The organism is Streptococcus sp. 21.1 (assembly GCF_016648635.1).
Taxonomy (GTDB): Bacteria; Bacillota; Bacilli; order Lactobacillales; family Streptococcaceae; genus Streptococcus.
Genome location: NZ_JACLQL010000011.1, coordinates 39,142 through 52,232, shown reverse-complemented (window position 1 = coordinate 52,232; position 13,091 = coordinate 39,142). Strand labels below are relative to the sequence as shown.

Below are 13,091 nucleotides of genomic sequence, written 5' to 3'. Positions count from 1 at the left end.
TAGTAAAATTGAAATAAATCCTAAGCATTTATCATATGAAACATTTACTCAGTGCCCTCTCCCAAACGAATAATCTCATCAAAATATGGTTCATTTTCCTTTATTAGATGGTGGGTAACCGTGATATAAGTGATATTAGGATCACTTAATAATAGGTGCTCAATACGAGTAGCATTTTTATGGTCAAGATTTGCAGTGGCTTCATCAAAAATCACAACAGAACTTCCTTTTAAAAACGCTCTTATCAGGCCTATTCTTTGTTTTTGACCCTCCGAAAAGCTACCGTCACTTACTTGCTCATCTATACGGCTTAAGAAAGATAAAAGATTAACCCTTTCAAGAACTTCCTTGATGTGCGTATCAGTAACGGCTTCATTCCAAAGAGTTAGATTGTTCCTCAAGGTATCATTATAGATATGAGTTTGACTCCCAACATAGGCACAATTAGATACAATTGAGTTCTCATCAATCTCTTTTAACTCCAATTTCTCAAACAAGATTTTTCCCTCATAATCTTTAAGATTTCCTAGGACCATATTAAGCAGGGTGGACTTCCCACTACCTGAGCATCCAGTAATAGCGTACTTTCCTCCTTTTTTAAAGGTTTGAGTGAATCCCTTAATAATAGCATTTTCTCCAAAATGATAACTTACATTCTCAAAACGAACATCCTGAATAGTCGCTATGCAAGTCTTTGGTTCCTCTGGAAAATCGTGAAATTTTTTTAAGATAGGATCGACAGACTTAATTGTCACTTGCAGCTGATTAATGGTAGATAGAGAGTTAAAAATATTACCTGAGATCTGACCCACAGAAGCAATGGTACCTACGGCAATATTTCCAAAAATAATTAACAAGCCAGTTAGAAGAAGTATCAACATCTGGGCGGCAACTGAAAATAAAGCCATCAGCGTCTCTGTGCTAGTATTTCTTTTTGTAAAAATAATTTTTTGTACAATATATTCCTCAACAATGGACCTCACTTGTCTAAGAAATATCTGTTTACGACTGGCGTAATAAACATCTGCATATCCATATAACTGGTCACTTATTCCTGAGACAAGTTCCTCATTCGCTTGGGAAAATTTCTCCATTGATTTCTGCATTTTATTGGTAAATGGTTTGGGAAGATAGGTCAGACACAAAGTTAAAAAAATGGCTAACAGAACAATCCTTACATCATAACTTAATAAGGCAATAATTGAAAACAAAGTTGTGAATACTGTTAAACAAAGGGTATAAATACTTGTAAAGCCATTTGATTCAATCAATTGGATATCATTATTTAATACTGAGAGATGCTCTCCAATATCACTCTTTCTGAATTCACTAAAAGAATGGTGAATAATTTTACTAAGATAAGACTGACGAATAGACAAAGTCATTTTCTGGATTAGTTTTGTTTGATTTACAGCAATAATATAATTCAAAACTAAATAAATAACGTAAAGCCCTACCTCTAAACCTAATAAAGCTAAAAAGGATTGGATTCGCTTCGATACCAGCTGATTAGTCATTAAAGCCAAGGTTACCGAAGCACTCACGAAAATAGCAGCATTCAACGCTAACAGTAGGATATGAACTAAATTTTCATATTTGTATTTAAGAATATAGGTTCTCATAGATTTCCTCACAATCTAAATCACCTTGGTATTTAGTCAGTTGGATAAATTGAAGACATTGGAACTCCATATATCCATTGAAAATTAAAAACCATAGTGATATTGTACTATGGTTTTAGTTTATTCTATTTTTTAACTCACTCTATAAAATTATCATATAGTGGAATTTAGTAACTCTTGATACTCTGATTCCTTAGTAAGCAATAAATTTTCCGCACCTAAAGTCCTAAGAGTTTCTAAACACCCCTCAATTAGATTTCTCCCTTCAGTAACTTCACCTGACTTTATCAAGTAGGTTCCCATTACAAATATCAACTCATGTCTTTCATATAATAAAACCTCAGGAATTCCACTATCATTGACTAAATCTAAGTAGTATTTCGCAGAATCTAGTTCATCACGCCGTAAAAACTCATAAGCTGCATTAATAAGAAGACTAAGTCGAATTCTTTGATTTGAGTCGCTCTTTCCAAAAAGGCTAGTTCTATACACGATCTCCTTGGTCAAAACATTAAGTGTCTGGGTGGAAATAAACGACATACTATTTCCTAATATGATTAACTCTCTTTTTCCCCATTGTTCAATGCTAAAAAGATAGTCTGTTAATTCCCTTACCTTATTTTCATCAACTTCTTTATTTGAAACACTTACCAAAAAAGATTCTAGCATAATACTGTTATAGAGAAATGTTTTGTCTTGTGTGAGCTCAAATTTATGACGCTCTTCTCCAGCGTACTTCTGTAACAATAAACTATCGTTTTGATAATAAGCCTTACTAGCACTTGCTAATAACTTTTCAGTATGAGTTGGATTATCTTGAGATAAAATACCATAGAACTCTTCAATACTGACATCCAATTTATCTAACAAAAGAAAAAATCTAGATAATGAGATATCAGATTCTCCACGTTCAAATTTTGATAGGAAAGATACTGATAAATAATCACTAGCAAGTTCTTTCAATGTCAAATTCTTTGATAAACGAATTTTTTTCAACAAAGCACCCATTTCAACAGGTCCAATCATGATCCATCCTCCTATGCTTGAACTAATTATAACAGCAATCATTTCTAAATTAAAGAGCCACAAAGCCCAACTAGCCAGTCCAAAACGTTTAAAATAAAAATTCGTAAATTAACCTACAAGAAATAATCAATGGAAAGTTTTAGCTTACAAATGGATAAAAAAAGACCAGCCAAAGCTGATCTTATCTGAGAATTACAAGCGAGCGTTAAGTTCTGCTCCAAGTTCTTCAAATCCTGGTTTACCAAGAAGGGCGAACATGTTTTTCTTGTATGCTTCTACACCTGGTTGATCGAATGGGTTGATAGCATTCAAGTAACCTGAAAGGGCGATAGCAATTTCAAAGAAGTAGATGATGTAACCCAATGTAAAGGCATCTTGTTTAGGAAGAGTGATGAACATGTTTGGCACATCACCATCTGTGTGTGCAAGAAGAACACCGTCTGTTGCTTTTTTGTTAACAAAGTCAACATCTTTACCTTGGAGGTAACCAAGTCCATCAAGATCTTCTTCCAATTCAGGGATAATCACGTTCTTACGTGGTTTTTCCACACGAACAACTGTCTCAAAGAGGTTACGTGTACCTTCTTGGATAAATTGTCCAAGAGAGTGCAAGTCTGTTGAGAAGTTTGCTGATGTTGGGTAGATACCTCTTTGGTCTTTACCTTCAGATTCACCAGCCAATTGTTTCCACCATTCTGAGAAGTATTGAAGTGATGGTTCGTAGTTAGCTAAGATTTCAGTTGTGTAACCTTTACGGTAAAGGATGTTACGAAGTGCAGCGTATTGGTAAGCTTCGTTTTCAGAGATTTTAGATGAAGAATACTCTTTACGTGCAGCGTTAGCACCTTCCATAAGGGCTTTGATATCAGCACCTGAAGCTGCGATTGGCAAGAGACCTACAGCTGTCAATACTGAGAAACGTCCACCGATGTCATCTGGAACAACGAAAGTTTCCCAACCGTTAGCATCTGCTTCAACTTTAACTGCACCTTTTTGGCGGTCAGTTGTTGCGTAGATACGTTTGTTTGCTTCTTCTTGACCGTATTTCTTAACAAGGAGTTCCTTGAAAACACGGAAAGCGATAGCTGGTTCAGTTGTTGTACCTGATTTAGAGATAACGTTAACTGAGAAGTCTTTATCTTCAACATACTCAAGCAAGTCTGCAAGATAAGTTGATGAAATTGAGTTACCAGCGTAAACAATTTGTGGTGCTTTGCGTTCTTCTTTTGTTTGAAGGTTAGCAAAGTGATGATTCAAGAAGTCAATGGCTGCTTTGGCACCAAGGTAAGAACCACCGATACCGATAACAACCAAAACATCGCTTTCTTCTTTGATTTTTTCAGCAGCTTTCAAGATACGATCAAATTCTTCACGATCGTAGTTTTCTGGAAGGTCACGCCATCCAAGGAAGTCTGCCCCTGGGCCAGTTCCTTTGCGAATCATTTCGTCTGCTACTGTTACTTGTGCTTGAAGGTTGTCCACTTCGTGTGGTGCTACAAATTTATCCAAAACTTTTGAATAATCAAATGTAATATGAGCCATTAGTCTCTCCTTATAAAAATTCAATTATAGCTTCTAGTTTACTCTTTTATTTGTCTTTTGACAATGTTTTTTACCCTTATTAGGTCATAATAGGATACAGTTCTACTTAAATGTTAATTCTGCTTCAAGACCGTAGTGGTCACTTACCAAAGGTTGATTATTGCCGTCAAAAATCACACTAAGGCGCTCTACTGTCCAATCTTGGCTTGCAAAGACATAATCGATACGTAAAGGCTCTTCATTGCCCTTCCAGCCATCGATACCTGGTCCAACTGTATAGCTACCAGTTGTTTCTTTAGCTACTTCAAAACTATCTTGAAGATTGAGCGAGCTAGCCAAGATGGCTTGATGCCCTTCGCGACCTGCTGGGTTATTAAAGTCACCTGCTAGGATGAGCGGTTTCCCAATAGCTTTGAAACGTTCCTCAATACGTGCCCACTCTTCTTGGAAACCTTTGTCCCACCATGAAAGGTGAACACTAGCAACAGCAACTTCTCGCCCATCTACAGTAGTTTCAGCAACTGCTACACGGCGTGTATGGTAGTCAGTTGGATCATCAACATCTGAAACCAAGATTTCACTCGCTGTCAATGGTTGACGTGACAAGACGGCAACCCCTTCATTAAGGTGATCATAACCAATGTGATTATAGGCCCAAGTCCAATGGTATTGAAGCCCTTCTTCAGCTAACTTTTCCACAAGAAGACGGACAAAGTGATCTTGGTGGATTGGTGTTGCTGATGGAAGTGCATGATAGTAAGCATCCGTGTCTACAACAGAAGTCTCTATTTCTTGGTTAACTTCCTGGAAGCAAATAATATCATACTTAGCCTTTAGGATCTGTTCCTTTAAGGTTTGGAATTTTCCTTCAGCATCTTCTTCCATCCAACTGTGGGTATTTAAAGTTAGAAATTTCATAAGTTTATCCCTCTTCTGACTTGCATCTAGAAATGACATAGGGTCATTTACAAACAAAACAGCCCAAGGGCTGTCTGCTTGTTTATCGTTTAGCAAATTAAAGTTCTACTTCTGCAACTGGAGCGTTAGCAGCCAATTTACCTGTATGTTCTACTTTAACTGATTTGATTGCATCTGCATTTGTAAAGACAACAACTGTAGATGTTTCACGACCTGCTTCACGGATAGCATCAAGGTTTGCTTCAACCAAGAGATCACCTGCAGCAACTGTTTGACCTTCAGTAACTTTAACGTCGAATGGTTTACCTTCAAGGCTAACAGTGTCAAGTCCGATGTGAACCAAAACTTCAAGACCATTATCTGTTACCAAACCAAGAGCGTGTTTAGTTGGGAAGATGCTTGTCACTTTACCAGCTACTGGTGAAACGATTTTACCGTTTTCTGGTTCTACAGCGAAGCCGTCACCCATCATTTTTTGTGAGAATACTGGGTCTTTAACATCTTCGATGTTGATAACTTGACCATCAGCAACTGAATGCACTTCATCAGTCACACCTTTGAAGTTAGCTTCTGCTTTTTGAACAGCAGTCATTTGACTTGGAAGTGTTTCAGGAATAACTTCACCTGAATCAAGAACGTCTTGGATATCAGATTTCAATACGTCTGCTTTAGGACCATAGATAGCTTGAACCCCTTGTCCTTTCATGACAAGACCCATAGCTCCTTCAGCTTTCCATTGTTCTTCAGTTCCGACTTTTTCAGCGTCTTTAACAGTAACACGGAGACGAGTCATACATGCGTCAACATCGACGATGTTAGCACGTCCACCAAGAAGGTTGATAATGTTGATAACTTGTGAACTTGCTGAACTTGTTCCAGCACCTGCTGATCCAGCAGATTCTGCAGGAGCATCATCGTTTTGTTCATAGTTACCGTTACGTCCTGGTGTAGCATAATCAAATTTCTTAATCATGAAGTTTGCGATGAAGAACATGATAACACCAAAGAGTACAGTTACCCAAATGAAGTTAACGATATCCATCGCCAAACCAGCGTTAATAGCGAGTGGTGTACGTGTCAAGAATTCGATAGAACCGAATGAGTGAACACGAAGGTGAACGATATCAGCCATTGCAAAGGCAGCACCTTGTACAAATGCGTAAATAATGTAAAGTGGAGTAGCTACGAACATGAACATATACTCGATAGGCTCTGTTACCCCTGTCAAGAATGTTGCAAGCGCAGTTGCAGTCAACATACCTTTGTACTGATGTTTCTTATCATCATCAACGTTACGGTAGATAGCTACCACCATACCCATCAAGATACCAAATGAACCAATCATTTGACCAACTTTAAAGCGGGCTGGTGTAACGGATTCAAGAAGGTGTTTGTATTGTTCTGGGTGTGCACCTTTAAGGTTTGCAAGGTCAGTAACCCAAGCAAGCCAGAGTGGGTCTTGACCCAATACTTCAGTACCTTTAGCGGCACCAGTCAATACGTGGTAAGTACCACCCAATTGAGTATAGTTAATTGGGATAGTCAACATGTGGTGGAGACCAAATGGCAAGAGAAGACGTTCCAAAGTACCGAACAAGAATGGTGCCAAGATTGGAGCAGTTTCTTTTGAGTTGGCAATCCACATACCAAAGCCGTTGATTCCTGATTGGATAACTGGCCATACGATAGCAAGAACGATAGCTGCGATAGCTGAACGAAGAATAACTACGAATGGTACGAAACGTTTACCATTGAAGAAAGACAAAGCTTCTGGCAATTTACGGAAGTTATAGTATTTGTTGAAGGCAGTAGCTCCGATGAAACCAGAGATGATACCTACGAACACACCCATGTTAAGGGCTGGAGCTTCCATAACGCTGATAAAGTAATCAGATACCTTGATTGATTGACCAAAAATGGTGTGGACTGTAGCAGCCTTATCAGCAAGAATATCTGAAGTAACACCAAAGATTGAACCAGTCAAACGGTTAATCAAGATAAAGGCAAGACCTGCCGCAAAGGCACCGCCTGCACGTTCCTTAGCCCAGCTACCACCAATGGCAAGGGCGAACAAGATGTGAAGGTTACCGATAACCCCCCAACCAATCTGCTCAAGAAATCCACCAGTAATAACGAGTGGTGCCATGTTTGGATTAATCATGGCAATCGTTTTACCGATAGAAATCATGAGACCTGCTGCTGGCATAACCGCGATAACAACCATGAGGGCTTTACCGAATTTTTGCCAGAACTCAAAGCCAAATTTTTCTTTTAGCTTATTCATTTCATTTCCTCCTACGTTTTGATGCAAACGTTTGCATAACTTATGTAATTATTATAGCATCTTTTTACGATTTGTAAAGCGTTTTCGTAAACTTTTTTTGAATTTTTTTACAAATTTAAAAAACCCCAGAAAAACCGGGGTTACTTGATTATTTTTAAGCCATAAGGACCAGCAAAATTGGAATTACAATCATGGTAGCAAGGGTAGTCTCAGTAACCATGACAGCAGCGTAATCACTATCAGCCCCATATAGTTTAGCAACGACTGGAGCATTGGTCATGACAGGCATAGCCGACTGGATGATAAAAACTTGCTTCATCAAAGTTGGGAGGGGCGCCCAATATACGATGGTAGCCATTAAGATAGGAGCAACCACAAAGCGTCCCAGCAAAATCAGTAACTGGTCCTTTTTAAGAACCAACTGCTTGACACCTGCATTGGATACTGACAAACCGATGAAAATCATAGATAAAGGAGTCGTCAAACTACCTAAATACTGCAAGTCACTGGCTAAAAAGCTTGGTAATTTAATATGGAGGATAACAATAAGAAGGCCTAACATGAAGCCCATTAGAGGGGGGGAGAAGATTTTTTTCAGACTTGTTCTTAAATCAAATTCAGCCTCTCCTTCCCCATCACGTTGGATGAGGTAGGTCCCCAAGGTCCAGAAAAAGGTCGTATTGCACATATAATAGATAAGAACATAGGGGATACTAGCGTCGCCAAAGAGGGCTTGATTGATAGGGAGCCCCACAAAAATGGTATTCGAATTAAAAAACATGGAAATAAAGAGACCACGACGCTCCTTTTTCACTGCAAAAATTCTAGCCACTGCTGTCGCAATCCCGAGTAAAATCACCATAGAAAGTGTAGGAAAACGCAATTCCGGCAATATTTTAAGTAGGTCTGCCGCTGTGAAACGCTGTGTAATCGTATAGAGCATATAACAAGGAAGGGCAATTTGAGTGACTAGCTTAGCTATAAGACCACGTGACTTGTCGTCAAACCAGCCTTTTTCACCCATTACGAATCCCACTAAAATCATACCCAAAATGACTAGGATTCCCGATATACTCGTTAGAAAGATTTCCATGTTTTCTCCTTTTTGTTACTATTACAAATGATAGTGGATACCAGAGAAATATAATCATCATTTCTGCCTAGAAATCTACCATTCTTATTTTAACTTCTCTCAAAAACCACTTTAGTATATCACAAAAAGAGCTCGATTTCTCAAGCTCTTTTCTTCTATATTATCTACTCTGCTTTTAAGAGAGGTTCAAAGATTGATACCAGACCAAAGAAGGCGATAAAGATAAGGGTAATAGTGGCACTAGCTGGTGTTTCCCAATAATAGGAAATAAAAATACCAGAGAGCATGCCAACCAAACCAATACCAATAGCCCAGAAAATGACAGATTTAAAGGTTTGACCTATTTTCATACCAATAGCTGCTGGAAGAATCATGATGGTGGAAACCAAAAGTGACCCTGCTGCTGGAATCATCAGGGCAATCGCTATCCCTGTCACAATATTGAAGAGGAGAGACATGAGACGAACTGGCAAGCCATCCACATGAGCGGTGTCCTCGTCAAAGGTTAAAAGATACATAGGACGAATAAAGAGTAAGGTCAAGACCAGTACAATAGCCGCAATAACAAAGAGAGCACGCACCTGCTCTGGGCTAATCGTGATGATAGAACCGAAAAGATAGCTATCTAGACTCATGCTACTGCTACCTGCCTTGTTACTAAGAATAAGAGCCACTGCCAATCCCATTGACATGAGGATAGCCGTTGAAATCTCCATATAATGCTTGTAACTGACCCTGAGATATTCCAAAACCAAAGCGGCAATAACCACAACCACAAGGGTCATCCAAGTGGTTGATTGTCCCAAGAAAATCCCAACAGCCACCCCAGCTAGGGACACGTGACTCAAGGTATCGCTCATCAGACTCTGACGACGAAGAATTAAGAAGAGCCCTAAAATCGGCGAAAAGATGCTGATAGCAATCACGGCGAGAATAGCACGTTGCATAAAATCATAGGCTAATAATTCACTAATCATGTCTGTGCTCCTCTCCATCCTTTTCATGAACATTGAAACAACGCCAAGGCAATTTCTGATTACGAACCAGATGAATATTACGGTCTGTGTACTCTTTGACTTCCTCTGGGTCGTGGGTAATCATCAAGACCGACTTGCCATGCTTGTGAGCCGAGTGGTGCATGAGTTCATAGAAAGTATTAGCTGTCCCTGCATCCATACCCGTCGTTGGCTCATCCAAGACAAAAATATCTGGATCTGAGGCAAAAATACGAGCAATAACAGCACGTTGCTTCTGGCCACCTGAGAGACGCCCAATTTGCTTGTGACGATTTTCCCACATACCTACAGACTCAAGGGCACGTTGAACGTGTTCCAAGTCGTGCTTCGTCAAACGACGAAACCACCCCTGACGAGGATAACGGCCAGACTTCACAAACTCGTAGACCGTGCTCGGAAAACCTGCATTAAAGCTGGCAATTTGCTGGGGAAGATAGGCCATACGAAGCTTTTTACCATCTTTATTGGTTTCAGAGATGGTTACAGTTCCCTTCTTAGGCTTGAGAATTCCGAGGGTAGCCTTGATAAGCGTTGACTTGGCAGCTCCATTTTCCCCAGTCAGGGTTACAAACTCCCCAGAATCCAAATGATAGTGAATATTGTCCAGAACGGGCTCCGCATCATACTGGAAGCTCAGTCCTTCAACTGTAATATAGCGCATCTTATTCCTCGATTTTTTCTGCTAATGTTGTCAAGAAACGTCCAATAACCTGACGCTCTTGATTATCAAACTGATCCAATACAGACCGATAAACCCCCAAGGTCTCTTGGTGGTGTTCCTCATGCTCTTGAGCTATGGGTTGAGCCTCTTGTGTCAAGACAAAGTAGGTCACGCGCCCATCATCCTTGTCTTTCTTAGCCTCCAACATACCCTCTTTGACCAAGGTTTTAACAGCCTTGGTAACAGCAGCCTGACTGACATTTAAGGTCTTTGCCAACTCCGAATTGGTCTTGCGACCCTCAGCCAAAAGCATGAGAATATGTTCCTGAGTATTAGTCAATTTGACTTGACTACGGCACTGCCCAATAAGGAGCTCATGCTGATTTTCAGACTTGAGCACGATTTGATTAATCAATTGATTGACTTGTTCTTCTAGTTCTAGCATTGCTTTCTCCATTTACTTAACCAGTTAATTATATCGAAAACACAGAGATTTTGCAAGGGAGGACAAAGAAAAAGATTGGCAGTGTGTTGTCATCAAGATCAAGGAAGAATAAGAGTAAAATAAAAACCTAACCAAGCTGGTTAAGTTTTTATAAGATATAGAGTTATCGCAAAGTCGCAAAGATTTCTTCGACCTGAGCGACAGACTCGGCACGTGAGACTTCACCACGAACCTTAGCTGCTCCTGCTGTTCCACGAAGATAGTGTGGTGCAAGACCACGGAATTCACGGACAGCAATCTTTTCACCTTTAAGGTCCACCAAACGTTTGAGGTGGTCTTCAGCGATGTCCAATTTTTTATCAAATGGAAGCTCTGGCAATTCCTCTCCTGTTTCGAAGAAGTGATTGATTTGCGTGAAGATGTATGGATTGTTCATAGCTGCACGCCCCACCATAACGGCATCGACACCAAGTTCTTCAATCATGAGTTTAGCGTCTTGAACGCTACGAACATCACCATTTCCGATAAATGGAATCTTAGTGATAGCCTTAGCAACACGAGCCAGAGTCTCATGATCACAGCGACCTGTGTACATCTGCTCACGGGTACGACCATGCATGGCAAGGGCAGAAACACCTGCAGACTCAGCTGCAAGAGCATTTTCCACAGCCAAATCACTGTCTGACCAACCCGTACGCATCTTAACGGTCAGAGGAATATCAAGTACTGACGTTACTTCCTTGACGATGTGGTAAATCTTATCTGGATCCTTGAGCCACTTGGCACCAGCTTCATTTTTGACTACCTTATTGACCGGACAACCCATGTTGATATCAACGATATCAGCCTTGGTATTGGTCTGGATAAAGTCAGCCGCACGCTTCAAACCCTCAGCATCACCACCGAAAAGTTGGATAGACATTGGATGCTCATTTTCATCAATATGAAGCATGTGGAGGGTCTTCTCATTATTGTAGAGGAGACCTTTTTCAGAGATCATCTCCATAACCACAAGACCAGCACCAAATTCCTTGGCAATGGTACGGAAGGCCGAGTTGGTCACACCTGCCATAGGAGCTAGTACTGTACGATGAGGAATCTCTACGTTTCCAATCATGAAGGACGAATTAAGTTTAGTCATTGATGAGTTCCTCCAAGTCAGCTTCTGAAAATTCATACTTGTTTTGGCAGAATTGGCAGACGATTTCAGCCCCATGGTCCTCGTCTTTCATGGCTTGAAGTTCATCCTTACCAAGTGTCAAGAGGGCATTTTCAAAACGTTCACGTGAGCAATCACACTCAAAACTAAGCTCCTCTTCAGACAAACGTTTGAAAGGTTCATCCCCATAAATGGCATTCAAGAGAGCTTCGATATGGTCATCAGACTCCAAAAGCGTTGAAATGGCTGGCATCTCTTGGATGCGTTTTTCATAACGAGCGATTTCTTCCTCGCTAGCTCCTGGCAAGACCTGAAGCATGAAGCCACCAGCAACCTTGACCTTGTCCTCTTCGTCAAGAAGCACATTAAGACCTACAGCAGATGGCGTTTGCTCAGACTCTGTTAAATAATAGGCAAAATCTTCACCAATTTCACCAGAAATAAGTGGTGTTGACGACGTGTAAGGATTACCAGTTCCATAATCGATGATAGAAACAAACTGCCCTTGTCCCATGAAAGGACCCACCAAGACTTCACCAGTTGCTGTTTTCTTGATGTCCACACCTGGATTTTGGATGTAGCCCTTAACATGTCCTTTGGTATCAGCTACAGAGATGATATGCCCAAAAGAGCTGTTTCCGATAACCTTAACCGTAATTTTGCTTTCACCTTTTTGGTTAGCAGCCAAGATTTGGTTGGCAATAAGGGTACGCCCCAAAGCAACTGTCGATGATGATAGCGTATTGTGTTTTTCTTGTGCGGTTCTAACAGTTTCTGTGCTATCAAGAACGTAAGCACGGAAAGAACCTGATTCTGAAATTGTTTTAATTAATTTATCCATAGTGATTCTATTATAACACAAAAAAGAGGGTGGAAAAATCGTAAACGCTCGGTGTTTCGCTTCCACACTCTCTACCAAATTACCATGAAAATTCGGACAGTTTTTCCCTCAAACTTGCTATTTTTCTATCATCAAAATGGTGTTTTTGCCTTATTACAGGTGGCAAATTCTCCAAATACTCAATATAGACGCTGACAAGGAGATTATAGTCATTAGTTGTCAAACGTTTGAGTTGACTATGAATGAAGGTAGTTGCCTGATCATACTGTTCATGGATTAACAAGTCGTCAATATAGTCATTACCATCAATCGTGTGACCTTGCTCGTCCTCCACCTGACCTAAATCAATATCCAGAGTCTCAAATTTAAAAGCCTTACTGACCACATTAGCTGTCCCACGAATTTGATTGAGTAGCCAGTCACTGTTATACACTCCCATATTAGTCCCCTCCATTACTTGCTATTCAAATCTATTATATCTTTT

Annotated in this window: 12 protein-coding genes; all 12 read right to left on the bottom strand. The window is 40.1% G+C overall.

Annotated features, from left to right (window positions below):
- Nucleotides 1-44 precede the first annotated feature (44 nt).
- The 12 genes from H7U01_RS08325 to H7U01_RS08270 all read right to left on the bottom strand — a co-directional run bounded on the left by H7U01_RS08325 (nt 45) and on the right by H7U01_RS08270 (nt 13,046).
- Nucleotides 45-1,622, bottom strand: a complete 1,578-nt coding sequence (locus tag H7U01_RS08325; protein ID WP_201041435.1) for an ATP-binding cassette domain-containing protein — start codon at nt 1,620-1,622, stop codon at nt 45-47.
- 153 nt (nt 1,623-1,775) lie between these two features.
- Nucleotides 1,776-2,648 carry a helix-turn-helix domain-containing protein gene (locus H7U01_RS08320; protein WP_201041434.1) on the bottom strand — a complete coding sequence of 291 codons (873 nt, stop codon included), beginning with the start codon at nt 2,646-2,648 and terminating at the stop codon, nt 1,776-1,778.
- Nucleotides 2,649-2,840: 192 nt separating this feature from the next.
- Nucleotides 2,841-4,190 (bottom strand): glucose-6-phosphate isomerase, encoded by a 1,350-nt coding sequence (locus H7U01_RS08315; protein WP_201041433.1) that lies wholly within the window; start codon nt 4,188-4,190, stop codon nt 2,841-2,843.
- 102 nt (nt 4,191-4,292) lie between these two features.
- Entirely contained in the window at nt 4,293-5,108 is an 816-nt protein-coding gene (locus H7U01_RS08310; RefSeq protein ID WP_021143492.1) for an endonuclease/exonuclease/phosphatase family protein, read from the bottom strand.
- Between the two features lie 97 nt (nt 5,109-5,205).
- Nucleotides 5,206-7,392: a PTS transporter subunit IIBC gene (locus tag H7U01_RS08305; RefSeq protein WP_073949382.1), complete on the bottom strand. Its 2,187-nt coding sequence runs from the start codon at nt 7,390-7,392 to the stop codon at nt 5,206-5,208.
- A gap of 154 nt (nt 7,393-7,546) precedes the next feature.
- On the bottom strand, nt 7,547-8,485 hold the full coding sequence (locus H7U01_RS08300; RefSeq protein WP_201041432.1) for an AEC family transporter: 939 nt from the start codon (nt 8,483-8,485) through the stop codon (nt 7,547-7,549).
- A 164-nt stretch (nt 8,486-8,649) separates the two neighbouring features.
- Nucleotides 8,650-9,462 (bottom strand): metal ABC transporter permease, encoded by an 813-nt coding sequence (locus tag H7U01_RS08295; protein WP_045001971.1) that lies wholly within the window; start codon nt 9,460-9,462, stop codon nt 8,650-8,652.
- A complete protein-coding gene (locus tag H7U01_RS08290; RefSeq protein WP_037597367.1) occupies nt 9,455-10,162 on the bottom strand; it encodes a metal ABC transporter ATP-binding protein in 708 nt (235 codons plus the stop codon). The genes H7U01_RS08295 and H7U01_RS08290 overlap by 8 nt, the downstream gene beginning before the upstream one ends.
- 1 nt (nt 10,163) lies before the next feature.
- Entirely contained in the window at nt 10,164-10,607 is a 444-nt protein-coding gene (locus H7U01_RS08285) for a zinc-dependent MarR family transcriptional regulator (RefSeq protein WP_201041431.1), read from the bottom strand.
- A 163-nt stretch (nt 10,608-10,770) separates the two neighbouring features.
- Nucleotides 10,771-11,748, bottom strand: a complete 978-nt coding sequence (gene dusB, locus H7U01_RS08280) for a tRNA dihydrouridine synthase DusB (protein ID WP_201041430.1) — start codon at nt 11,746-11,748, stop codon at nt 10,771-10,773.
- A complete protein-coding gene (gene hslO / locus H7U01_RS08275) occupies nt 11,741-12,607 on the bottom strand; it encodes an Hsp33 family molecular chaperone HslO (protein ID WP_070576224.1) in 867 nt (288 codons plus the stop codon). Before hslO ends, dusB begins: the two co-directional genes overlap by 8 nt.
- Before the next feature lie 79 nt (nt 12,608-12,686).
- Nucleotides 12,687-13,046: a hypothetical protein gene (locus tag H7U01_RS08270; RefSeq protein WP_002883594.1), complete on the bottom strand. Its 360-nt coding sequence runs from the start codon at nt 13,044-13,046 to the stop codon at nt 12,687-12,689.
- Between the last annotated feature and the right edge of the window lie 45 nt (nt 13,047-13,091).